The 20850-nt window shown below is 63.0% G+C and carries 25 protein-coding genes, 2 tRNA genes and 1 pseudogene; 10 read left to right on the top strand and 18 right to left on the bottom strand.

Translation table 11 applies throughout. The features are described from left to right. Window positions 1-27 precede the first annotated feature (27 nt). Window positions 28-828, bottom strand: coding sequence for an SDR family NAD(P)-dependent oxidoreductase (locus tag AC0L2A_RS27395; protein ID WP_473611419.1), 801 nt, complete (start codon window positions 826-828; stop codon window positions 28-30). Window positions 829-999: 171 nt separating this feature from the next. Here AC0L2A_RS27395 and AC0L2A_RS27390 point away from each other — a divergent pair, with 171 nt between their 5' ends. Together AC0L2A_RS27390 and AC0L2A_RS27385 are read left to right on the top strand one after the other, a co-directional pair. Beyond that, entirely contained in the window at window positions 1000-1497 is a 498-nt protein-coding gene (locus AC0L2A_RS27390) for a MarR family winged helix-turn-helix transcriptional regulator (protein WP_473611420.1), read from the top strand. 101 nt (window positions 1498-1598) lie between these two features. After that, window positions 1599-1988 (top strand): YkvA family protein, encoded by a 390-nt coding sequence (locus tag AC0L2A_RS27385; RefSeq protein ID WP_473611421.1) that lies wholly within the window; start codon window positions 1599-1601, stop codon window positions 1986-1988. Window positions 1989-2036: 48 nt separating this feature from the next. On the opposite strand, the gene AC0L2A_RS27380 is transcribed toward AC0L2A_RS27385, so the two are convergent. Continuing rightward, a complete protein-coding gene (locus tag AC0L2A_RS27380) occupies window positions 2037-3263 on the bottom strand; it encodes an anion transporter (RefSeq protein ID WP_023800630.1) in 1227 nt (408 codons plus the stop codon). Window positions 3264-3288: 25 nt separating this feature from the next. Here AC0L2A_RS27380 and AC0L2A_RS27375 point away from each other — a divergent pair. Together AC0L2A_RS27375 and AC0L2A_RS27370 are read left to right on the top strand one after the other, a co-directional pair. Next, window positions 3289-3377: pseudogene (locus tag AC0L2A_RS27375) on the top strand (transposase); the annotation flags it as partial. 342 nt (window positions 3378-3719) lie between these two features. After that, window positions 3720-5012 carry an Nramp family divalent metal transporter gene (locus AC0L2A_RS27370; RefSeq protein ID WP_473611423.1) on the top strand — a complete coding sequence of 431 codons (1293 nt, stop codon included), beginning with the start codon at window positions 3720-3722 and terminating at the stop codon, window positions 5010-5012. A 94-nt stretch (window positions 5013-5106) separates the two neighbouring features. Here AC0L2A_RS27370 and AC0L2A_RS27365 read toward each other — a convergent pair whose 3' ends face one another. The 4 genes from AC0L2A_RS27365 to AC0L2A_RS27350 all read right to left on the bottom strand — a co-directional run bounded on the left by AC0L2A_RS27365 (window position 5107) and on the right by AC0L2A_RS27350 (window position 6627). Then, a complete protein-coding gene (locus AC0L2A_RS27365; protein ID WP_473611424.1) occupies window positions 5107-5316 on the bottom strand; it encodes a hypothetical protein in 210 nt (69 codons plus the stop codon). Window positions 5317-5330: 14 nt separating this feature from the next. Further along, window positions 5331-5531: a hypothetical protein gene (locus tag AC0L2A_RS27360; RefSeq protein WP_023800633.1), complete on the bottom strand. Its 201-nt coding sequence runs from the start codon at window positions 5529-5531 to the stop codon at window positions 5331-5333. Between the two features lie 68 nt (window positions 5532-5599). Beyond that, window positions 5600-5899, bottom strand: coding sequence for a DUF1236 domain-containing protein (locus tag AC0L2A_RS27355; RefSeq protein WP_023800634.1), 300 nt, complete (start codon window positions 5897-5899; stop codon window positions 5600-5602). 488 nt (window positions 5900-6387) lie between these two features. Continuing rightward, a complete protein-coding gene (locus AC0L2A_RS27350; RefSeq protein WP_473611442.1) occupies window positions 6388-6627 on the bottom strand; it encodes a DUF982 domain-containing protein in 240 nt (79 codons plus the stop codon). Between AC0L2A_RS27350 and AC0L2A_RS27345 the strand changes: the two genes are divergently transcribed. Next, entirely contained in the window at window positions 6569-6694 is a 126-nt protein-coding gene (locus tag AC0L2A_RS27345; protein WP_473611443.1) for a hypothetical protein, read from the top strand. The two genes, AC0L2A_RS27350 and AC0L2A_RS27345, sit on opposite strands and share 59 nt — an antisense overlap. Window positions 6695-6949: 255 nt before the next feature. Then, window positions 6950-7372 carry a YidB family protein gene (locus AC0L2A_RS27340; protein WP_027152614.1) on the top strand — a complete coding sequence of 141 codons (423 nt, stop codon included), beginning with the start codon at window positions 6950-6952 and terminating at the stop codon, window positions 7370-7372. Between the two features lie 95 nt (window positions 7373-7467). On the opposite strand, the gene AC0L2A_RS27335 is transcribed toward AC0L2A_RS27340, so the two are convergent. From AC0L2A_RS27335 to AC0L2A_RS27320, 4 genes are all read right to left on the bottom strand, one after another. Next, window positions 7468-7544 (bottom strand) — tRNA-Arg (locus AC0L2A_RS27335). Window positions 7545-7604: 60 nt separating this feature from the next. Beyond that, on the bottom strand, window positions 7605-7910 hold the full coding sequence (locus tag AC0L2A_RS27330; protein ID WP_027152615.1) for an ETC complex I subunit: 306 nt from the start codon (window positions 7908-7910) through the stop codon (window positions 7605-7607). A 222-nt stretch (window positions 7911-8132) separates the two neighbouring features. Then, window positions 8133-8209 (bottom strand) — tRNA-Pro (locus AC0L2A_RS27325). Window positions 8210-8344: 135 nt separating this feature from the next. Then, window positions 8345-9172 carry an alpha/beta fold hydrolase gene (locus AC0L2A_RS27320; protein ID WP_208602468.1) on the bottom strand — a complete coding sequence of 276 codons (828 nt, stop codon included), beginning with the start codon at window positions 9170-9172 and terminating at the stop codon, window positions 8345-8347. Window positions 9173-9298: 126 nt separating this feature from the next. Here AC0L2A_RS27320 and AC0L2A_RS27315 point away from each other — a divergent pair, with 126 nt between their 5' ends. Beyond that, on the top strand, window positions 9299-10300 hold the full coding sequence (locus tag AC0L2A_RS27315; protein WP_473611425.1) for a GlxA family transcriptional regulator: 1002 nt from the start codon (window positions 9299-9301) through the stop codon (window positions 10298-10300). 414 nt (window positions 10301-10714) lie between these two features. On the opposite strand, the gene hdaA is transcribed toward AC0L2A_RS27315, so the two are convergent. Genes hdaA through AC0L2A_RS27300 form a run of 3 tightly spaced genes read right to left on the bottom strand, consistent with a single transcriptional unit; the run spans window position 10715 to window position 13153 of the window. Next, window positions 10715-11419: a DnaA regulatory inactivator HdaA gene (gene hdaA / locus AC0L2A_RS27310; RefSeq protein WP_023800641.1), complete on the bottom strand. Its 705-nt coding sequence runs from the start codon at window positions 11417-11419 to the stop codon at window positions 10715-10717. A gap of 5 nt (window positions 11420-11424) precedes the next feature. Then, window positions 11425-12624: an AI-2E family transporter gene (locus tag AC0L2A_RS27305; protein ID WP_023800642.1), complete on the bottom strand. Its 1200-nt coding sequence runs from the start codon at window positions 12622-12624 to the stop codon at window positions 11425-11427. Next, window positions 12596-13153 (bottom strand): CDP-alcohol phosphatidyltransferase family protein, encoded by a 558-nt coding sequence (locus AC0L2A_RS27300; RefSeq protein ID WP_023800643.1) that lies wholly within the window; start codon window positions 13151-13153, stop codon window positions 12596-12598. The genes AC0L2A_RS27305 and AC0L2A_RS27300 overlap by 29 nt, the downstream gene beginning before the upstream one ends. A 257-nt stretch (window positions 13154-13410) precedes the next feature. On the opposite strand from AC0L2A_RS27300, the gene purM reads away from it, so the two are divergent. Genes purM through AC0L2A_RS27285 form a run of 3 tightly spaced genes read left to right on the top strand, consistent with a single transcriptional unit; the run spans window position 13411 to window position 15723 of the window. Further along, complete coding sequence (purM, locus tag AC0L2A_RS27295; protein WP_473611426.1) at window positions 13411-14475, top strand: phosphoribosylformylglycinamidine cyclo-ligase; 1065 nt, start codon at window positions 13411-13413, stop codon at window positions 14473-14475. Next, complete coding sequence (purN, locus tag AC0L2A_RS27290; protein WP_473611427.1) at window positions 14472-15182, top strand: phosphoribosylglycinamide formyltransferase; 711 nt, start codon at window positions 14472-14474, stop codon at window positions 15180-15182. Before purM ends, purN begins: the two co-directional genes overlap by 4 nt. 16 nt (window positions 15183-15198) lie before the next feature. Next, on the top strand, window positions 15199-15723 hold the full coding sequence (locus AC0L2A_RS27285) for a SixA phosphatase family protein (protein WP_473611429.1): 525 nt from the start codon (window positions 15199-15201) through the stop codon (window positions 15721-15723). A gap of 78 nt (window positions 15724-15801) precedes the next feature. Here the strand turns inward: AC0L2A_RS27285 and AC0L2A_RS27280 are convergent, their stop codons facing one another. From AC0L2A_RS27280 to AC0L2A_RS27260, 5 genes are all read right to left on the bottom strand, one after another. Continuing rightward, entirely contained in the window at window positions 15802-16071 is a 270-nt protein-coding gene (locus tag AC0L2A_RS27280; RefSeq protein ID WP_473611431.1) for a DUF680 domain-containing protein, read from the bottom strand. A gap of 365 nt (window positions 16072-16436) precedes the next feature. Continuing rightward, window positions 16437-17135: a DUF2270 domain-containing protein gene (locus tag AC0L2A_RS27275; protein WP_473611432.1), complete on the bottom strand. Its 699-nt coding sequence runs from the start codon at window positions 17133-17135 to the stop codon at window positions 16437-16439. 56 nt (window positions 17136-17191) lie between these two features. After that, window positions 17192-19300 (bottom strand): molybdopterin-containing oxidoreductase family protein, encoded by a 2109-nt coding sequence (locus tag AC0L2A_RS27270; RefSeq protein ID WP_473611434.1) that lies wholly within the window; start codon window positions 19298-19300, stop codon window positions 17192-17194. Window positions 19301-19410: 110 nt separating this feature from the next. Continuing rightward, entirely contained in the window at window positions 19411-20130 is a 720-nt protein-coding gene (locus AC0L2A_RS27265; RefSeq protein WP_473516042.1) for a cytochrome c biogenesis CcdA family protein, read from the bottom strand. A 9-nt stretch (window positions 20131-20139) separates the two neighbouring features. After that, complete coding sequence (locus AC0L2A_RS27260) at window positions 20140-20535, bottom strand: thioredoxin family protein (RefSeq protein ID WP_473611435.1); 396 nt, start codon at window positions 20533-20535, stop codon at window positions 20140-20142. Window positions 20536-20850: the final 315 nt, after the last annotated feature.

Genomic DNA, 20850 nt, shown 5'->3' with positions numbered 1-20850 from the left:
GCGCGCGCGCAGGGCGGTCGGGCGGCGTCAGGCCGCCTGGTAGCGAGGCGCCGGCTCGCCGGTCTGCGTCGCGGCGAACAAGGTGGCGCGGGCGGCGTCATAGGTCTCCCACAGCGCCCGGTCGTGGACCGACGGCAGCGTGATGGCTTCACCCTGATCGAAGCCTGCCAGGGCCGCATCGACCATGTCTTCCGCGGTCATCACCACTGCCGGGTCGAACGCTGAAAGCGGCATGCCGGCGAACTCGTAGAATTCGGTGGCGGTCGCGGCAGGAAGAACGAGCTGCAGCCTGACGCCGGTTCCGGCAAGCTCCTCCTGCAGGCCACGGCTGAAGTTCACCACATAACCTTTGGTGCCGCTGTAGAGGGCGGTGATCGGCAGCGAGTGCAGCGCCAGGACCGAGGCTATGTTGATTATCGCCCCGGCGTTGCGCGACAGGAATGCCGGCAGCGCCGCTCGCGTCAGGCGCGTCAGCGCCGTGATGTTGAGCGCGATTGTCGACGCGGCATTCTCGTCGGACGTGTTTATCGTCGATCCGAGCGTGCCGTTACCGGCGTTGTTCACAAGCAGGGTGATGGCGGCGTTGGTGGCGAGCACCTTCTCGACACGCGCCAAGCCCTCCTCCTTGGTCAGGTCGGCGCCGATCACCTCGACCTTGGCGCCATAGGCCCGCGACAGCTTTGCCGAGAGGGTTTTCAGGCGTTCGGCGCGGCGCGCCACAAGCACAAGATCATAACCACGGGCAGCGAGGCGGTCGGCATAGACGGCGCCGATGCCGGCGGAGGCGCCGGTGACGACGGCGATCGGCTTGGAAGCGGAGTTCAACATGGGTTATCTCCTGAAAGTTGAGGGCTCAAATGTTGAGCGCTCAACCAACTAGCCAAATCTGCGCCCCTTTGCAATGCTTCAGCCCTCAACTATTTTGTAAGGATGAAAAAAGCAGTCGAATCGTTCGCATCGCTAAAAGGTCGGGGCGAGCCAGACGCGGAAGCGCCCGGCATGCCGAACGATTTCGTCTGCATCAATTCGTCGCTGCGCCGTGCGGCGCGGCGGCTTGGCCAGTTGTATGACGTGGCGTTGGTCCCAACCGGGCTGACGTCAACGCAAACCCTTCTGCTCGGCCAGATCGATGGGCTCGAGGCCGCTTACGGCGAGGACGGGCCGACGCTGCAGGTCCTCGCCGGCCGCCTGGCGATCCAGATCTCAGCGCTGACGCATGCCCTGCGGCCGCTTGTGCGCGACGGTCTGGTCGAGGTCCGCCACGATACCCACGATCGGCGAACCAAGCATGCTGTGCTGACGCCGCTCGGCAAAGCGCGATACCAGCAGGCATATGTCGTGTGGGTCGAGGCCAACCGGCGCGTCGAGGCGATTTTGGGGGCGGCCGCGGCCGAAAAGCTGAGGAGCCTCGCCGACGATGTCGCCTCGCAGGACTTTCTCGACGCCTATGTTTCGGGCGCGAAGCCGCCGAGCAGCACCGAATCGTCGGAGTGTTAAAGCGCCGCGCGCCCTTTGGGACGCGCTATGGACGGTCTGATTTTGCGCGACCGGCAACCGCTCGGATGCAGGCGGACGACAATCTGTGCTAAAGTGACCCTATGAAAGCATGGCTGGAAGCGGCAAAAAGCCGGGCCCGCGACATCAAGCTTGATGTCGTCGCCCTGTGGTTCGCCGCACGCGATCCTCAAGTGCCCTGGTTTGCAAAGTTCGTTGCCGGAATGATAGCCGCCTATGCGCTTTCCCCAATCGACCTGATCCCGGATTTCATTCCGGTGCTCGGTTATCTCGACGACCTGATCATCGTACCGCTCGGCGTGATCCTGGCCATAAGGCTTGTTCCGCCGCCGCTGATGGACGAGTTTCGAGCGCGGGCGGCCGCGCTCGAAACTCACCCGCAAAGCAGGACGGGAATGTTCTTTGTCGTGGCGCTCTGGCTGGCTTTGGCAGCTTTGCTGATCTGGGCGTTCTGGCCCACCCACGCCAAATAGTCCGATCAGGCTTGCACTTGAAATCGCCTTGCCTGCTGCGCCGGCGGCCTAAAACCCAAGCGCCAGCCACGCCGTCCCGGCAAGCAGCGTAACCAGCGTCAGCGGCAGCCCGACCTTGAAGAAGGCGGCGAACGACAGAGGCGTGCCGGAGACCCGCGCGTACTCGGCGACGATCAGATTGGCGACTGAACCGAGCAGCGTGAAATTGCCGGCCAGCGTCGAGCTCATCGCGACGACCAGCCAGGCGCGCTCGGGGTCTTCCAGGCCGGGTATGAACGGCCGCAGCGCCAGCACAGCCGGAACATTGCTCATGATGTTGGATAGTACCGCGGTGAAGCCGGACAGCCGCCAGACGTCGTCCAGCCCGAGGCCTTTTGCCGAGGCTATGATGTCGGGCGTGAGCAGCGTCTTCTCGGCGCCGGCGACGACGATGAACAGGCCGGCGAACATGAACAGCAACGGCCCGTCGATCTCGCGGTAGATGCGCGCCGGCTTTATGGCACGGGTCACGAGAAGAATGGCCCCGCCGATGAGCGCCGCCTTGGCGACCGGAACGCCGGCAAAGAAGGCGATCGCCAGTCCGATGCAGACCACCACCGCCTTGAGTACCTGGCCCGGCAACATGCGGCCGCGATAGACTTCGGGGCTGAGTTCGGCCTTGCGCGCGAACTCGGCGCGATAGACGATGCGCACGATGACGACGACGGCGACGAGGCCGAACAGCGCGACCGGCGCAAGGGCCGCCGAAAAGGCCGGATAGGAAATCCCCGACAGCGCGCCGATGACCATATTCTGCGGGTTGCCGGTGATGGTGGCGACACTGCCGCAATTCGACGCCGTAGCGGTGGCGATCAGATAGGGGACAGGGTTTCGGTTGATGACGCGGGTGACGTGGACGACGATCGGCGCCATGACCAGGCAGATCGCGTCGTTGACCAGGAACGCCGACAGCACCCCGGTCAGCAGCGTCACCATCACAAGCAGCATGAACGGCGCATGCGCATGCTCGATGGCAATGGCGCCGAGCGCACGGAAGGCGCCCGAGACTTTCAGATGCGCCACGACGATCATCATGCCGAGCAACAGCGTGATCGTGTCGAAACTGATGGCGCGGTATGCGTCCTCCAGGCTGAGTGCGCCGATGGCGATCATCGCCGCACCGCCGAGCAGCGCGATGCCTGCCCGGTCGAGGCGCAAGCCGGGGAACCTGCCGACGGCGACGCCGGCATAGGTCAGGATCAGGATCAGCAGTGCCGCCGCGCCCATCAAAGTCATTCGTGGAAAAGCCCCGTTCAGATCCGCCCTGCCCCAGGCCCTAAGGGCAGCCGGCGCAAGCTGTGATTCCTGCCGCCATACTCACCCGAACTCAATCCGATCGAGCGAGCCTTTTGGCAACATCAAAGATTGATGTGACACGCGCGCCGTCGAACCATTGGCGGCACATCGGCCAACAGACAATCACACGGGCAGAATATCTCGTAAAACGCCGGGTAGGGTTCCGTCAAAAGATGAAAGGTTTGGAAGACGCCCAAGCTCATCGAAATCGTGGGCTCTATCATGCCCTGAACACTCGGCTGACGCGGGGAACAAGCAGCCGATTGCGGAGTTGGAACGGCGGTAGAGGTTTGCCGGTATGAGACCCACTCCCGTGCTGCAGTACATTTATAGGATAATTGCTCGCGACGTTTTTCTCGTGCTTGCGCGTGACGCTCTTTGCGCGGCGTGGCCGCAATGACGCAGCGCGATCGTAACGCCACTTCACCACGGGAAGACAAGAAGGACGGCATAGGGCGAGCACTTGGACTCGGCCTTATCACCGGCGCCGCCGACGACGATTGCTCGGCGATCGGCACCTATGCAAGTGCCGGCGCGCGCTTTGGCCCGGACCTGCTTTGGACCGCTCCTGTAACGCTGCCGATGATGTACACGGTCGTGTATCTCTCGTCGAAGCTTGGACAGGTTTCGGGCCGCGGCCTCTTTCATGCGATCAAGGACTTCTACCCCCGGTGGCTGCTCTGGGCTGTTCTTGTGGGCGTGCTGATCGGCAACACGATCGAAGCAGCCGCCGATCTCGGCGGCATGGCTGCATCCATCAACATCTTCCTTCCTGTTCCGATCCCCCTCATTGTGATTGTAGTCGCGGCCGCGATCTTTGCTCTCCAGCTTTGGGGCTCTTACACGCTCATACGCAACATCTTCCGCTGGCTCGCGCTGGCCCTGCTTGCCTATGTCGGCTCGGCCATCATGGCGAAGCCGGATGCGGCAGCCGTGCTGTGGGGAACCCTTGTTCCAAAAATCCAGTTCAGCCGCGAGTTCCTGTCCATTCTGGTGGCCATCATCGGCACCACCCTTTCAGCCTATCTCTACACCTGGCAGTCGAATGAGGAGGTGGAGGAAGAGATTGCCGAGGGGAGAACGACGCTGAGGAAGCGCAAGGGCGCCACGGACGGTGAACTGCGCCGCTCCCGCCGCGATATCCTGATCGGCATGATTTTTTCCAACCTCATCATGTACTTCATCATCCTGTCGACAGGGTCTACGCTCTATGAAGCCGGTGAGCACGACGTCGAGACCGCCGCTCAAGCAGCCGAAGCTCTCAAGCCGCTCGCTGGTGCAGCCGCCGGCGTACTGTTCGCTGCCGGCGTGATCGGGGTCGGGTTCCTTGCCGTTCCGGTCATGACGACAGGTGCCGCATACGATCTGGCGCAGGCGGTCGGGTGGGAGCACAGCCTTCATGCCAAGCCGCGTGAGGCGCCAAAGTTCTATATCGCGATCGGCGCCTTCACGCTGATTGCTGTTGGCCTGAATTTCCTGGGTTTCAACCCAATGAAGGCGCTCGTCTGGTCCGGTATCGTGCAGGGCTTTTCCACGCCGCCACTGCTTCTTCTTATCATGCTGATGACAAACAACCGGCGGATCATGGGAGACAAGGTCAACAGCCGGACAACCAACGCCCTGGGATGGGCTACTACGATCGCAATCTTTTCCGCCTCTTTGGGGCTGGTGGCGACCTGGTTTATCTAGGTCACCATGACACTCGCGCTCGAGTCCGGCAATTCGAGCTCACTTTCAATGAAGGAGTTGGCAATGAAGGAGTTGGTCTGCACATCTGCCGCAGCTACCGCGCTCCCGGCGGCATGGCCAAGTGCGCGTGCTTGTGGAAGATCGCAATCTTGTCGGGATAGGTAATCCGGATCTCGCGTCCGCATCCCTCGCACTTGTAATGGGAAACGACCTGAAACCAGCGGCCGTTCTTGATGACGGTGAAGTTGCACTGCGGGCATTGGAAAGTCAGGCCAACAGAGAATAGGCTGGGTGACAGGGACATTGCAGCACTCCTTGTCAGTCCGGCGGATCGACGACGAAGGATGCGGCAATCAAATCGTCGGCATCGATTCTGCCCTTGCCGTCCTCCAGGACTGCTGCGACCTTTCGAAAGGTCTTCAGTTCGTTTTCGGTAATCCGGGCGCCGCGCATCCTCTCAGCGAGGTCAGCCACGCGTATTCGCAGCGCCTGCGACGCTCCAATCTCACGGTTCGACATGGTGATCACATTCCTCGTCGCTCGACTTCCCGCCGCACCTTTCGGCACGGCGGGTCCAGTCGCTTAGCTCATTCGATGACTTTGATGATCTTGCGCGTGCCCGGGTCAACCACAACGGTCCGGTTGTCGACCACCACGTAACGGTATTTTGTGTCGGGGACTTCATGAAGTTCGACGGTTTCGGGCAAGGTTGAGCCGATATTGAGCTCCACTCCAGGGATTTTCACCGATGCCAGCGGCTGCTTTTTGACATATTCCCTGATGACGGTCTCCTGTTCAGGCTCGATGACTACGTCCTGAGCGGCAGCGGCGCCGATACCGGCCAGCAACAGAAACCCAGCGGCTGCAGTGGAAAGACGCATACTCATAAGTGCCTCCTTGATGTGAGCTCTATCGCGCTGAACGGCATCGTCTTCGCGCCAGGCTCACCAAACCTCAGGCAGCCGCAAACGTTCCTTGGTTGGGCTTCGGTCTGATTCGAGACGGGACCTAAGTCTCACCTGTTTTCGCGTAATAGCCCGGATACCCCGCCACCCGGAACTGCGGCTGCTCGTAGCAGTTGCTAGCTGTGAGCTCACGCAAGGAGCCGATGGAAAACAGCGTCCACCAAGCCCGCTGGTTACTCGCTGCGGTCTTCGCCGTCTCCATCACGTTGCTGGCGAACGGTCGTTAGCCAGGGAACCCGCCGGACTTTGACGATTGGACCAAGAATGAACCGAGATCTGCGCAGCTACGTCCCTTCCTGCGCTGATAAGGACTACCCGCCATTCCTCATTTGGCGGGTGGTCCACAATCACGGCCAAGTCCACCCGGGCGAGGCCTGTCAGCGGTTCAAGGTCGCGAGGGCAGCATCACCTCACATCAGGTCTTCGGCAACCCCGTCGAATTTCCTGAGGCCTGCGCTTGTAGGCTTTTGCCTGAGAAGGCCCTGTTCAGATGCGGCCGCCTCGAAAGCAGCGAACGCAGCTTGATGACTGCAATGTCCGGCCAGGCATTCCTCGATCATTCGGATCGCTTCAAGTCGGGACGGCTTATCCATGGATGGCCATGGTTGCTTCAGCGCTTTCGCAGCGTCGGCTATCGACGCGATCGCCATCGCTTTGCCATTCAAGGTGATTGAAATCGGGGTGAACGCCGTCATTTTTAAAGCTCGCCGGGATTGAAGGCGGCTAAACGCAAAGACAAGGCAGTGGTTGCATGGTTGTGAATTCAGAGCGCCGCTGTCCGAAACGATCGAGGCTGAACACGCACGTCCGATAGCCTTGATCGTTTCGGCGGCGCCCGCGCTGAAGTCCTGCCTGGATTCGACCGGGAAGCCCCATCGTCCTTAACCGAACTGAAAACCAGCCCAGCAGCAAATACCGTGGAACCTTTCAAAGCCGCATGCCTTGTCCGTTCTCCATGGAAGGAGGTGCGAAATGAGCCTTGACATAGGAAAAGTCGCCATAGCCTTGCTTGGCCTGCTTGCCTACAAGAATAGGGACAAGATCGGCGAGTTAATCGCCGGTAGGAACTCGACAGATGCCAAAAACGCTGGCTCCACCGGCGGGCTCGGCGACATCCTGGAGCGTCTCAAGAATGCGGGTGCGGGCGATCAAGTCGATTCTTGGGTTGGTACAGGATCGAATCGCCCCGTTCAGCGCGACCAGGTCGAGAAAGCGATCGACCCGCAAACGTTGAGCGATCTCGCCGAGCAAACCGGATTGTCCCGCGAGGAACTTCTCGACCGGCTCACAAGTGAACTGCCCGACGCAGTGGACAAGCTTACTCCCGACGGCCAGATGCCTGTGAGTAAAGGTCCAAATCTCCTCGACGAGGCACCTGGAGCCAGTCGCACTTAGCACCAAGCTGAAAAATGAAAGCCCGCGCCTCCGGGCGAGGACGCGGGCCGATCAGCGCATCGCCTATACTAGCCCAGAATGGACCCTGAAAATGCTGGCGATCCCGACAGGATTCGAACCTGTGACCATCGGCTTAGAAGGCCGGTGCTCTATCCAGCTGAGCTACGGGACCGCTGGCCGACGCCAAGGCCGGCTAATTTATGCGCTGGGACGGCTGCCCGGCATTTGCCGGTCAATGCGTCCAGGGCGTCCTGCGGTCATAGCGGAAATTCTCCGCATAGGAAATCTGGCGGCGCTTGGATTCCTTCGGCTCCTCGACGCGATAGGCCAGCCCCTCTTTCTCCGCATAGGCCACCGCCTCTTCCCTTGTGTCGAAGGTGAGCCTGATCTGGCTCCGCATGTCACCTGACGTGGTGTAGCCCATCAGCGGATCGATTTTCTTGCGCATCTCGGGATCGAATTCCAGCACCCAGTGGCCAGTCTTGGCCTTGCCGGACTGCATCGCGGTTTTGGCTGGGCTGAAAATGCGCGCGGACATGAACACCTCGTTGCTACGTGCAAGCGGCACCGCCGCTGTATTCCCGTCATTACTGCGCAATGCCGCCGGCGGCAAGGCCGAGCCTGCCGTGCCCCTTCACGGCGGGCCACCGACGATGATGGCGCGAGGTGACGGCCGTGGACAGGACGACCGAGATCGCACCGGGCGTTTTCTTCCCGGCGGGGACGTTTTATCCGGGTTAACGGCAGCGTGGTGAATGGATGGTCGGAGTGGAGAGATTCGAACTCCCGACCCTCTGGTCCCAAACCAGATGCGCTACCAGGCTGCGCTACACTCCGAGTCCTTGGCGGCGTATAGGGTTCCGGACTTGGCTGCGCAACCCCTAAAAGACGAAAACGGAACAAACGGCAGGCCGAGTCGAGAGCGGGGTGGGAAATGCCGGCCGAGCCTGCCCGCCTGAAGCTTGCGAAGCGTCAGCCCTGGATAAACGCCAGAAGATCCGGATTGATGATCTCCGGGTGGGTGGTGCACATGCCGTGCGGCAGGCCCTCGTAGACCTTGAGCGTGCCGTGCCTCACGAGCCCGGCGGCAAGCAGGGCTGAGTCGGCAATCGGCACGATCTGGTCATCATCGCCGTGCATGATCAGGACGGGCACGTCGATCTTCGTCAGGTCTTCCGTGAAGTCGGTCTCGGAAAAAGCCTCGATGCAGTCGTAGTGAGCCTTGGCTCCGCCCATCATGCCCTGGCGCCACCAATTGTCGACAGCCCCTTGCGAGACCTTGGCGCCCTCGCGATTGAAGCCGTAGAACGGGCCGGCCGGCACATCCCTGTAGAACTGGGCGCGGTTGGCGACCAAAGCGGCACGGAAGCCGTCAAAGACCTCGATCGGCAGGCCGCCGGGGTTGCTGTCGGTCTTGAGCATGATCGGCGGCACCGCGCCGATCAGCACCGCCTTGGCGACGCGTCCCTCGCCACCGTAGCGGGCAACGTAACGCGCCACCTCGCCGCCGCCGGTCGAGTGGCCGATATGGACGGCGTTCTTGAGATCAAGGTGAGCGACCAGAGCCGCGACATCGGCGGCATAGGTGTCCATCTCGTTACCGGTTGCCGTCTGTGTCGAGCGACCGTGCCCGCGCCGGTCATGCGCGATGACGCGATAGCCCTTGTCGAGGAAGAACAGCATCTGGTTGTCCCAGTCATCGGCGCTGAGCGGCCAGCCGTGATGGAACACGATTGGCTGGCCTGTGCCCCAATCCTTGTAAAAAATCTCGGTGCGGTCCTCGGTGGTGAATGTGCTCATCGTCTTACTCCTTGCTGCAATTGGCTGAATTGGTGGGGAAGGTTCGTTCCTTCTGTGGACAACCTATTGCAACCGAGTCATGGTGAGAATTGGCAAAACAGACATTGAACGTGGCAAAACTGACAGGTGATTGCGCTGTCTGACCGGGTTGAAATCGGGCTTGTTGTGTATCGCGGCGTTCAGCAAGCGGCAGTTCTCGGTCTGACCGACCTGTTTCAGCTGGCCAACCGGCTGGCTGCCGACCGGTCGCCGGACGGGCTGAGGCTTCGCGTCAGCCATTGGCAGTGGCAGGAGGCGAGCCAAACCGTCATCCGCAGCTTCGACAGCGAGCCCGGCCCCGGCCATGGACCTGCCATGGTCATCTTGCCTCCGACCCTGGGTGATCCGATCCCTCGCGAGACGGCCGCGCCCTACGCCGACTGGCTCAGGGCTCGTCATGCGGCGGGCGCGACGCTCGGCTCGGTCTGCGCCGGCGCCTTCGTGCTTGCCGAGGCTGGCCTGCTATCCGGTCGTGCGGCGACCACGCACTGGGCCTATCGCGACGCGCTGGCGATACGCTTTCCCGACATCGTGCTGGATGCCGACAAGCTGGTCATCGACGACGGCGACATCATCACCGCCGGCGGCTATATGGCCTGGACCGACCTTGGCCTGAAACTCGTCGACAGGGTGCTTGGGCCGACCGTCATGATGGACACCGCCCGTTTCATGCTGGTCGACCCGCCGGGACGCGAGCAACGCTTCTACAGCCCCTTTGCTCCCAGGCTGAACCATGGCGACGAGGCCATCCTCAAGGTGCAGCACTGGCTCCAGGCGAGAGGCGCGCGCGACGTGACGCTTGCCACCATGGCGGAGCATGCGGCCTTGGAGGAGCGGACTTTTTTGCGCCGCTTTCGCAACGCCACCGGCCTCAAGCCGACCGAGTATTGCCAGCACCTGCGCGTCGGCAAGGCGCGTGAGATGCTGCAAGCGACGACCCGATCCATCGACCAGATCGCCTGGGATGTCGGCTATGACGATCCCGGCTCCTTCCGCAAAGTGTTCGCCAGGATAACCGGCCTGGCGCCGGGCGACTACCGCAGACGCTTCGGCGCGGAACGAGCGGCGGTGGTGGGCGTAGGGAGTTGAGTTATCACCTCGTTGAAGGCAAGCTCGCCGGGAAGAGAACCCCAACCGCCCATCTCCCGGCGAGCCTACAACCTGATTTGGAACGCAATCAGGACCGGGTTTAGCCGGCAAGCTTGCATGTGCAAGAGAGATGCCAGTCAATGTTTCCCGAAATGGGACACCGGCCGGAGCTTTTTTCCTTCTCCCCTTGGGGGAGAAGGTGGATCGGCGCGCAGCGCCGAGACGGATGAGGGGTGCTGGAAGAAATGAGGCGTTGGTGTTCCCTGGAACACCCCTCATCCGACCGAGCTTCGCTCGGCCACCTTCTCCCACAAGGGGAGAAGGAAGAACCGCGCCCAGCCGTCACCGGCATCGCGCTGGATTCCTTCTTAACCTTCTCCCCTTGTTGTGGGAGAAGGGAGGTTCTCCCACCGCCTAAATCTCGAACTCGCCCTGCCCCTCATCCATGGCGCTGACGGTTTCTGCGGCGAGCGCCCTTGTGATCGGCGTCTTGCGCTCCAGTGCCGTGCGGTCGAGCCGCTCGACCACGCGCATCGCGGTGGCCAGCGAGCGCTCGATGCGGCGCACCAGATATTGCACGACATGCGGCTCGACCTCGACCTGGCGGTCGGCGAATAGTTTGGTGATGACACCGGCCAGCAAGAGATCGTCGGGCTCGTGGATCTCGACCATCGCCGCCGCCTTCAGCCGCGACGCGAGGTCGGGGAGCCTGACACCCCAGGCGGACGGAAAGCGCCGCGCGGTCAAGAGCAAGGTCGAGCCGGCCGCGCGCACCGCGTTGATCAGATGGAACAGCCCCTCTTCATCGACCGGACCGGCATCGACATCGTCGATCAGGGCCGGCCGCGCGCCGAGGCTCGCCATGCAGTCGCCGATCCGACCGGCGTCGACCTTCACCGCGCCAGCGCGGGCGCGCCAGATCGACGCCAGATGGGTTTTTCCACAGCCTGCGGGGCCAGCGAGCACGACCACCGGCGACGGCCAGTCCGGCCAGCGATCGACCAGCGCCACCGCCTGGCTGTTGGTGCCTGAGACGACGAGTTCGTCGCGCGAATAGCCGGTTCCGTGGCCGAGATCGAGCGGCAACTGGCGCGGCGGGTCGATCTTGTTGTCCGGCATCTGGCTCAACTGCGCGGCCCACCGCTCCCGCGGCGACGCGCCGGCAGCGGCGGCACAGGTTCGGTGTTGTGGCCCTTGTAGAGCGGCGACTCGAGATAGCGGGCGATGGCAAAGCGCACCAGGACGGCAACGGCAGCCGAGGCCGGCACGGCGATCAGCAAGCCGACGAAGCCGAACAGCGCGCCGAAAGCAAACAGCGAAAACATCAGCCACACCGGATGCAGGCCGACGCTTTTTCCCACCAGCCTCGGCTGCAGGATGTTGCCCTCGATGAACTGGCCGACGAAGAACACGCCGGCCACCGCCGCGACCATGGTCCAGTCCGGCCAGAACTGGACGAAGGCGACGCCGACGGCCAGCACCAGCCCGGTCAGCGAGCCGACATAGGGGATGAAGGAGATCAGCCCGGCGAACAGGCCGATGAGGATGGCGAAATTCAAACCGGTCAGCGTCAGCCCGGTGGCGTACATGGCACCCAGTACCAGGCACAGCGTGCCCTGACCGCGCACAAAGCCGGCGGTGGCGGTGTTGATGTCGTTGGCGATCGCCCTGACGGTCTGGACATAATCGCGCGGCACCCAGCTGTCGACAATCGTCACCATGCGATCCCAGTCGAGCAGCATGTAGAAGGCGACGACGGGCGTGACGACGAACAGACTGACCACCGAGACCAGCGCCACGCCGGAACTCCAGATCGAGGTGAACACCGTGGTCAGCAGGCCGAAGCCGGAGGTCAGCAGCGAGTTCAACCCTTCGCGCAGGCCATTGGCGTCGACGCCGAATTGCTCTTCCAGCCATCTCGGATCGAAGCTGGTGATCAGGCTCTGCAGCCGGGTCAGGTATTCCGGCAGCTTGCTGGCAAAATCGGCCATCTGCGAAGCCAGCACCGGAATGAGGATGACGAAGGCCAGCACCAGAACGACGATGAAGGCAAACAGGATGACAATCGTCGCCATCAGCCTGGACAGGCCGAGCCGCTGCAGCCGGTCGGCGACCGGGTCGAGAAAGTAGGCGAGCACCATGCCGGCGACGAACGGCAGCAGGATGCCGCTGAAGACATAGAGGAAGACCGCGAGGATGATGGCGCTGATCAGCCAGAAGCGGATTTGGCGCCGAAACACGCCGGACGCGGCCGCATCGGCAGCGGCAGCTTCGGCTGCCGCGTCGATGTTCTGGTCAGGTATCCGGTTTGGAGCCTTCGCCATAGCCGCTCATATGCCTCAGCCAAGCCACGAGATAGGCCGCGGCCGAAGCCACGGTCAAGACCCCGGACAGCAATATGAGCACCGGCCTGAGCGGATCGAGATCGATGGCGAGGGCCAGTTCGCCCAGCACCACCGCCGCCAGCCCGATCTGGACGGCGGTGTTGGCCTTCGACACGAACAGCGGCTTCATCTCGACCGGGTGGGCCATGACGGTGGACAAAACGACGGCGCAGACGATCAGCGCATCGCGCGACACCATGGTGACGACCAGCCACAGCGGCAATTCACCGATGAAGCCCAGCACCACGAACACCGAGACCAGCAGCAATTTGTCGGCCATCGGATCGAGATAGGCGCCAAGCTGCGAAAACTGGTTGAAATGGCGGGCGATGAAGCCGTCGACGCCGTCGGAAATGCCGGCGATCAGGAAGCCGGCGAAAGCCCAGTCCCAGCGCCCCTGCAGCATGGCCAGCACCACGCCCGGCACCAGCACGAAACGCATGATCGTGATCATGTTGGGGATGGTCAAACGCATGTCCCGTCGCTTCTGTTTTGATGATACATGATAGAGATGAGAGGCTACGGCAAGTGAGAGCGACGCAGATGCTGCCAATCTCCGCTTGTGGGGAGAGATTGGCTATCTTCAAGGCCTTCGCCATCGCCAATGTTGGAGATTTGCCTGAGGCCTCGTCCACGATTTTATGGTGCCGAAAATGCCTGAGCCAGCCGTTATCCTTGCGAGGCGCAGCCGTTCATGCGAAGAGCCCCGGAAAGCAGGAAAGAGTGATGAGCAAGCGCAAGAACGGGCTCACCTATGCCGAGGCAGGTGTCGACATCGATGCCGGCAACCTCATGGTCGAGAAGATCAAGCCGCTGGTGCGCGCGACGCGCCGGCCGGGCGCCGATGGCGAGATCGGCGGCTTCGGCGGCCTGTTCGACCTCAAGGCCGCCGGCTTCACCGACCCGGTGCTGGTCGCCGCCAATGACGGCGTCGGCACCAAGCTGAAGATCGCCATCGATGCCGGCAAGCACGACACGATCGGCATCGACCTCGTCGCCATGTGCGTCAACGACATCGTCGTGCAGGGCGCCGAGCCCTTGTTCTTCCTCGACTATTTCGCCACCGGCAAGCTCGATCCCGACCAGGGTGCGGCGATCGTCGGCGGCATCGCCGAGGGCTGCCGGCAGGCCGGATGCGCGCTGATCGGCGGCGAGACGGCGGAAATGCCCGGCATGTATCACGGCAACGACTACGACCTCGCCGGCTTTGCCGTGGGCGCGGCCGAACGCGGCCAGTTGCTGCCGACCGACGACATCGTCGAGGGCGACGTGCTGTTGGGGCTGGCCTCGACGGGCGTGCATTCAAACGGCTTTTCGCTGGTCCGCCGCATCGTCGCCACCAGCCGCCTTGCGTGGACCGATCCAGCGCCCTTCAACGATGAAGCCACGCTGGCCGAGGCGCTGCTCGAGCCGACCCGCATCTACGTCAAGTCGATCCTCAAGGCGATCCGTAACACGCATGGCATCAAGGCGCTGGCCCATATTACCGGCGGCGGTTTCCCGGAAAACATCCCGCGCGTCCTGCCGAAGGATTTTTCGGCCGAGCTCGACCTCGACGCCATCGAGGTGCCGGCGGTGTTCTCATGGCTGGCCAAGACCGGCGGCGTGGCGCCCGACGAGATGATGCGCACCTTCAACTGCGGCGTCGGCATGATCCTCGCCGTCGCCTCCGGCCAGGCGGCACAGGTCGCGGCCGTGCTGCAGGAGGCCGGCGAGAGCGTGACGCCGATCGGCCGCATCGTGCCGCGCCGCGACGCCGGCGTGATCTATCGGGGCGCGATCGGCCTATGAGCATGCGCAAACGCACGGTGGTGCTGATTTCGGGACGCGGCTCCAACATGACGGCGCTGATCGCCGCGGCCAGCAACCCGGACTATCCGGCCGAGATCGTCGGCGTCATTTCCGACCGGGCCAATGCCGCCGGTCTCGGTATCGCGACGGCGCGAGGCATCGCCACCAAGGTGATTTCGCGGGCCGACTATACCAGCAAGGAAGCGCATGACGGGGCAATCGACGCCGCGCTTGCCTCGCTCGGCGCCGAGATCGTGGCGCTAGCCGGTTATATGCGCATTCTCGGCGCGCGCTTCGTCGAGAAATGGCTGGGCCGGATGATCAACATCCACCCTGCCCTGCTGCCCGCCTTCAAGGGGCTGGATACGCATGCGCGCGCCTTGCGCGCGGGCATACGCATCCATGGCTGCACGGTGCATTTCGTCACGCTGGACATGGATGACGGCCCGATCATCGCCCAGGCCGCCGTGCCGGTGATGGTCGGCGACAATGAGGACATGCTCGCCGCGCGTGTGCTGAAGGCCGAGCACCGGCTTTATCCGCTGGCGCTCGGGCTGGTCGCCGAAGGCAAGGCGCGGATGGAAGGCGGCCGCACCGTGCTTGCCCACTTCGCCGACGATGCCGACAACAGCACCTCGGTGATCATGGCGCCCGATCCGCTGCGCGAGGAAACCGACCTCGAGCAGCTGGCGCGCATCACGCCCTGAGCAGGAGGAGGCCGGCATGGCGACAACGAAGCAACTCCTTCTTCTGCGTCATGCCAAGTCGAGCTGGGACGATCCTGACCTCATCGACTTCGACCGGCCGCTTTCCGGGCGCGGGCTGAAGGCCGCCCCGCTGGTCGGTCGCGAACTGGCCAGCCAGGGCTGGCTGCCCGATCTGGCGCTGGTATCGCCAGCGCTGCGCAGCCGCGACACATGGCGGCTGGTCTCGGCGGAACTGCCCGCGAAAACGCCGGCCAAATTCGTCCAGGCGCTCTACGAGGCCAGCGCGGCAGACGTTCTCGCCAAGGTCCGGCAGGCAAATGCGGCAACAATCAGCCTCTTGGTGCTCGGCCATAATCCCGGCCTGGAGGAATTCGCGCGCCGACTTGCCGGCGCCGGGTCGGATGCCGCGGCACTCAAAAAGCTTGAAGAAAAATTCCCGACAGCGGCTCTTGCCCGCTTCGTTTTCGACGGTGACTGGGCGCGGCTGGCCCTCGGCGATGCGCGGCTGACACGCTGCGTTTGGCCGAAGGATCTGCGCTAAACGAGGGCTGTGACTTGATATGCAAAAGCAAGAACGGCGGACAAGCCCGCCGCTCTTTGCGTTCCGCAGCTTGAGGATTTAGCGGCCCCAGTTGCCCCGGCCGGACTGAGGCACGACCGGTTCAGTCGTGCCGGGCTGGGTCGTCGCGTTGGTATTGACGGTATTGTGCTCCGCCGTAAACGGCTTGCGAATCGAACCCGTGAACGTGCTGTCGATATTTCCAACGGGCGCATTGCCAGCAGGCGCGGCCGGCTGGTTGACGCCGTCCGAACCATAATGGTCGCTGCCGGCAAAGGCGCTGCCTGTGGCAATGAGGATGGCGGCAGCGGTGAAAGCAATCTTGGTCATTTCAGGTACTCCAGTACTTTCATACTTTCAGTGTTGTTGTCCGTCTGGTGGCGTGCCTTGGGAGGATTTCGCGTCGCTCGGACCACCCCGAGGTGGGTTGGCCCTGCAGCAGTTTCCAATCACAAAGATGTTCCGGCCACGCCCTGAACCGGGTGCTTGAAATCCGCTAAAAGGCTTCCTTCGCCATGATTTTTCACATTCTCTTCAATACGTTAGGCAAATACGCCTGCCGCGTGTCGCGGCCATCTGCTGAGCCGGCGTTCACTGTGTCATGCACGATCCGTCAATAGAAAACGAACCGATCGGTTCGATTTTTCCGCTGACGCGCGAAGTGAAGTCATACAGCTGCCGGCTTCGTTTGCCGCTTAGACGTGCACGTCGCCAAAAGAGAGTTCGCCGTCGTCGCTGGCGGTCAGGAACGCCGTGACCAGCAGGCCGGCATAGAAGGCTGCGACCAGCATGACGATGACCAGGCCGGGAATGGGCCCCAGAGCAGCGCCGGCAACCGCCTCGCGCACCGAACTGACGAAGTCGATGCGGACACCTTCGGTTAGAAGACTGGGGGTCGACAGTTTCAGGATCCAGGCCAACAGCAGGATCAGCAGCATGTGGATGTAGTTTCGACGCAGACGGCGCGCCAACGCCGCTCGTTGCGAAATGAGGAATTTTGGAGTGCGCAGACTTTCGCCGACGACCAACAGCCAATCGGACGCGAAGTCCGGCTGCGGCGAGAATATCTGCGCGAAATAGTGCCGTTCGAACTGGCGCACTCTGGCCCGGTAAACGTCGAAGAAGCGATATCGCCGCGCTTCTATCCACAGCAGCAACAGGACAAGCAGCATGGCAAAAAGCAGTACGCCGTGATGCGCGCTGGCCGTCGAAAGCGAGATCGACAACATTGCCGCGACGACCGTTATCGCCCAATTGCTCGTCCGGTCCAGGCGGTCGCGCCACCCCGTCATGCGCAGAATCTCGGCGCGATGAAAATGCGCCATCGTGGTCACGAGTTCGCCGGGCGAAAGCGTCCTTCCAACGGGGGCCGGCGCTGCCAACGCTTCTGCCATCACCATGTCTCCACCGCCACGCAAAAACGGCTAGTTGGGCATATCGTTCCGACGCTTCACTTTGCCGGGCGCAGCCACACCTTGTTGTCGTGGAACGCCGCACCGCCATAGGGCGCCGGCGCGTCGGCGCCGGTCAGGACGTTGATGCCCTCGCCGCGCTCGTGGGCGCTGTTGGGCCAGATGCCTTCGGCGACCACGACGCCGCGCTTGACGCCGTCGAACAATCTTGCGTGCAGCACGACTTCGCCGCGTGCATTGCCGATCTCGACGCGGTCGCCATTGGCCAGCCCACAGGCTGCCGCATCGTCCGGATGCAAAAGCAGTTCCGGCCGTCCCTCCTTGGCCTTCGACACCGGCGTCTCGGAAAAGGTCGAGTTGAGGAAATTGCGCGCCGGCGAGGTGGCCAGCCGGAACGGATGCGCAGCATCCGCCACCTCGATCAGATCGACGTGGTCGGGAAATTCCGGCAGGCTTGCCACCGGCCCGAACAGGCCCATGCTTTTCGGCGGCCGGTTGGGCGCCGCCTGCCCGGTCCAGTCGGCGCGAAAGCGGAATTTTCCGTCCGCGTGGCCGAAGCCGTCGATAAAATGCGCCGCTTCGAAAGCCGGCTGCAAATCGAGCCACTTTTGTTCCTTGAGGCTCGAAAAACTGCCCAGCCCGCGCTTGCCCAAAATGATGTCGATATGCTGCTGCTCGGTCATGCCGAAGCCAGGCCTGTCGCCAACACCGAGCCTTTTGCCGAGTTCCTCGATGACGAAATGGTTGCTGCGCGGCCCTTCCGGCGGGTCGATCAGCTTCGGCCCGAGCGTGATGTGCTGATTGCCGCCACCCTTGTAGACGTCGTCATGCTCTAAAAACATCGTCGCCGGCAGCACGACATCTCCGAGTTTTGCGGTGTCGGTCATGAACTGTTCGTGCACGCAGGAAAACAGGTCGTCGCGCAAAAAACCCTGCTTCACCAGCCGCTGCTCCGGCGCGACATTGACCGGATTGGTGTTCTGGATCAGCAGCGCCGTCACCGGCGGGCCGCCATAGAGCGCATCCTCAGCGCCGGTCAGCACCGGGCCGATGCGCGAATGGTCGAGATGGCGGATCGCCGGGTCGCGCATCCGCGTGCCTTCCAGCAGTTCCTGGTTCAGCTTGAAGATGCCCGAATTGGAATGGAAGGCGCCGCCGCCCTCATATTGCCAGCAGCCGGTGACCGCGGCGATCGAGGCGGCGGCATGCATGTTGACCGAGCCGTTGCGCTGCCGCGAAAAACCGTAGCCGAGGCGGAAATAGGTTTTCTTGGTAGTGCCAACGAGACGGGCGAAGGCTTCGATCTCATCGACGGAAAGCCCGGTGATATCAGCCGCCCATTGCGGCGTCCTCGTCTGAAGATGCGCTTCCAGACCGTGCGGATCGTCGGTGTATTTTGCCAAATAGGCGCGGTCGGCCATGCCGTCACGGAACAGCACATGCATCACCGCGCAGGCCAGCGCACCGTCGGTGCCGGGCTTCAGCACCAGGCCGAGATCGGCCTGCTTCATCGTCGCGTTCTCGTAGACGTCGATGACGACGATCTTGGCGCTGCGCTCCTTGCGCGCCTTGATCGCGTGGGTCATGACGTTGACCTGGGTGACCACGGCATTGGTGCCCCAGACCACCACGCAGTCGGACTTGGCCATCTCGCGCGGGTCGGGACCGCGCAGCGCGCCGGCCCCCATCATCCAGCCGGTCCAGGCCAGATTGGTGCAGATCGAACCGAAAAAGCCGGAATATTTTTTCGCGTGGCGCAGCCGCTCGATGCCATCGCGCTGCACCAGTCCCATCGTGCCGGCATAGTAATAGGGCCAGACCGTCTCCGAGCCATATCTTGCCTCGGCCGCGATGAATTTTTCGGCGACCAAGTCGAGTGCGGCCTCCCAGCTCGCGTCCTTCCAAAGGCCCTCACCCTTGGCGCCCGCCCGGATCAGCGGTTTCAGCAAGCGGTCGGGATGATGGACGCGGTCGGCATAACGGGCGACCTTGGCGCAGATGACGCCAGCCGTGTAGCTGTTGGCCTTGGCGCCATGGACGCGGCCGATGCGCTTGCTGTCGAGCAGCTCGACCTCGAGCGCGCAGGTCGACGGGCAATCATGCGGACAGGCCGAATGGCCGATCCTGAGCTTGGCGTGTTGATTCATGGGAGCAGACTAGTCGGTTGCGAAAGCGGCGTGTAGGGCCAGATGCAGCGCTAACTTGCTTCTCCTTGCTGAGGCAAGCTGAAAATCTGGCGACCACCAGCGCGGAGCCGTTAGAACTGCGTCGTCAACGCCGTCAGCCACTCGGGCGAAGCGTTGACGAGTGCGGTTTCCAACGCCTTGTCGAACCCAGACAGAATCGCGGCGGCGGTCATCACCAGCAAGACGCCGAAGGCGACCTTCAACCCGCTGCCGGCGCTGGCGATGTGGCTGCGCCAACTCAGCAAGGTCTCGCGGGACAGTAGTCCGAGGATCAGCAACGGCACGGCAGCACCGAGACCAAACAGGACCATGGTGACCCCAACCTGGCCAAGGTCTTGGCCCTGCGCTGCAAGGACGGAAGCGGCACCGAGAGTCGGGCCAACGCAAGGGCTCCACACCGCGCCGAGCAGCAGACCGACGCCGAACTGCCCCCAAAGGCCAACGGATGAAAAGCCGCCAAACCGCTGCTCGACCCAGTTGCCGGCCGGACCGGCCGCAAGCGCGATATGCGCCTGGAGTGGCGGCACGATCAATATCGTGCCGAGGACGAGCATCAGAACTGCGGCGGCGCTGCGAAAGACACCGCCGTCAAGCCCGACGGAGAACCCGATCGTGGCGACGAAAAGCCCTATGGCCGTGAAGGATATGGCAAGTCCTGCGGCCAGCGCGATGGGGCCATAGCGATGCTGACTGACGGCAGCACCGAGCACGATCGGGATCAGCGGCAGCACGCATGGCGACAGCGTCGACAGCACCCCGGCCAGGAACGAAAATATGAAGCCGAGTAGCATCTCCGCCGCTCAGATCGTTTTATCAAGCAATTGCTTGATGGCATCCGCCTTGGTCACGCCAACAAGCCGACCGACTTCCGTTGCGCCCTTGAAGGTGATCAGCGTGCTCTGCATCCGCGCACCAAGAGCCCGAACAACCTCTTTTTGGGAATCGAAATCGACTTCGAAAACGGCCAGGTTTGCGTGCTCGGGCGCAGGCAGCAACTTGCCGAGCACCCGCTTCTGCGCCTTGCAGATCGGACACCAGCTGGCGGTGATCTCGACCAGGATCGGCTTGCCTGCCTTTTGCGCCTTTTCGAAGGCCTGCCGTGTGTAGGCCATGCGGCTGGCAGCCAGCGCCGCCGGAGCCGAGGCGAGGCCTGATATTGCGGTCAGGCCGATGAGGAAGGTGCGACGGTCTAGCATTTCTTGACTCCTGAAGGTATCGGCGGGCAAGTAATCCCGCCATGGCGGACATGAGGATACGGTCCGTTGTTCGCGCCAGCGACGGCGAACGTTACAGGCTCACGGTAATGTTACCGAGGCCGCCCTTCGCTTGTGTCCACTTGCAGTGGCGCAAGCGCCTATCTCCCCCCTTGAGGGGGAGATGTCGCCGAAGGCGACAGAGGGGGTCGCGGGGGGGGGGGGGGGGGCCGGGGGGGGGGCGGGGGGACACCCGGGGGGGCGACGCGCGGCCCCCCCCCCCGCCCCGGCCGGCCACAAACCCCCCACGGGGGGGGG

The organism is Mesorhizobium sp. WSM4844 (assembly GCF_055811775.1).
This window is presented reverse-complemented; position numbering and strand designations above follow the sequence as displayed.

Coding starts and splice junctions, on each gene's coding strand:
- purN (WP_473611427.1), top strand. CDS start 14,472: ATGAGCATGCGCAAACGCACGGTGGTGCTGATTTCGGGACGCGGCTCC.
- AC0L2A_RS27275 (WP_473611432.1), bottom strand. CDS start 17,135: ATGGCAGAAGCGTTGGCAGCGCCGGCCCCCGTTGGAAGGACGCTTTCG.
- AC0L2A_RS27260 (WP_473611435.1), bottom strand. CDS start 20,535: ATGCTAGACCGTCGCACCTTCCTCATCGGCCTGACCGCAATATCAGGC.
- AC0L2A_RS27390 (WP_473611420.1), top strand. CDS start 1,000: ATGCCGAACGATTTCGTCTGCATCAATTCGTCGCTGCGCCGTGCGGCG.
- AC0L2A_RS27365 (WP_473611424.1), bottom strand. CDS start 5,316: ATGTCCCTGTCACCCAGCCTATTCTCTGTTGGCCTGACTTTCCAATGC.
- AC0L2A_RS27350 (WP_473611442.1), bottom strand. CDS start 6,627: ATGGCGATCGCGTCGATAGCCGACGCTGCGAAAGCGCTGAAGCAACCA.
- AC0L2A_RS27340 (WP_027152614.1), top strand. CDS start 6,950: ATGAGCCTTGACATAGGAAAAGTCGCCATAGCCTTGCTTGGCCTGCTT.
- AC0L2A_RS27330 (WP_027152615.1), bottom strand. CDS start 7,910: ATGTCCGCGCGCATTTTCAGCCCAGCCAAAACCGCGATGCAGTCCGGC.
- AC0L2A_RS27305 (WP_023800642.1), bottom strand. CDS start 12,624: ATGGCGAAGGCTCCAAACCGGATACCTGACCAGAACATCGACGCGGCA.
- AC0L2A_RS27395 (WP_473611419.1), bottom strand. CDS start 828: ATGTTGAACTCCGCTTCCAAGCCGATCGCCGTCGTCACCGGCGCCTCC.
- AC0L2A_RS27265 (WP_473516042.1), bottom strand. CDS start 20,130: ATGCTACTCGGCTTCATATTTTCGTTCCTGGCCGGGGTGCTGTCGACG.
- AC0L2A_RS27355 (WP_023800634.1), bottom strand. CDS start 5,899: ATGAGTATGCGTCTTTCCACTGCAGCCGCTGGGTTTCTGTTGCTGGCC.
- AC0L2A_RS27270 (WP_473611434.1), bottom strand. CDS start 19,300: ATGAATCAACACGCCAAGCTCAGGATCGGCCATTCGGCCTGTCCGCAT.
- hdaA (WP_023800641.1), bottom strand. CDS start 11,419: ATGCCGGACAACAAGATCGACCCGCCGCGCCAGTTGCCGCTCGATCTC.
- AC0L2A_RS27370 (WP_473611423.1), top strand. CDS start 3,720: ATGACGCAGCGCGATCGTAACGCCACTTCACCACGGGAAGACAAGAAG.
- AC0L2A_RS27385 (WP_473611421.1), top strand. CDS start 1,599: ATGAAAGCATGGCTGGAAGCGGCAAAAAGCCGGGCCCGCGACATCAAG.
- AC0L2A_RS27360 (WP_023800633.1), bottom strand. CDS start 5,531: ATGTCGAACCGTGAGATTGGAGCGTCGCAGGCGCTGCGAATACGCGTG.
- AC0L2A_RS27345 (WP_473611443.1), top strand. CDS start 6,569: ATGGATGGCCATGGTTGCTTCAGCGCTTTCGCAGCGTCGGCTATCGAC.
- AC0L2A_RS27380 (WP_023800630.1), bottom strand. CDS start 3,263: ATGACTTTGATGGGCGCGGCGGCACTGCTGATCCTGATCCTGACCTAT.
- AC0L2A_RS27280 (WP_473611431.1), bottom strand. CDS start 16,071: ATGACCAAGATTGCTTTCACCGCTGCCGCCATCCTCATTGCCACAGGC.
- purM (WP_473611426.1), top strand. CDS start 13,411: ATGAGCAAGCGCAAGAACGGGCTCACCTATGCCGAGGCAGGTGTCGAC.
- AC0L2A_RS27320 (WP_208602468.1), bottom strand. CDS start 9,172: ATGAGCACATTCACCACCGAGGACCGCACCGAGATTTTTTACAAGGAT.
- AC0L2A_RS27285 (WP_473611429.1), top strand. CDS start 15,199: ATGGCGACAACGAAGCAACTCCTTCTTCTGCGTCATGCCAAGTCGAGC.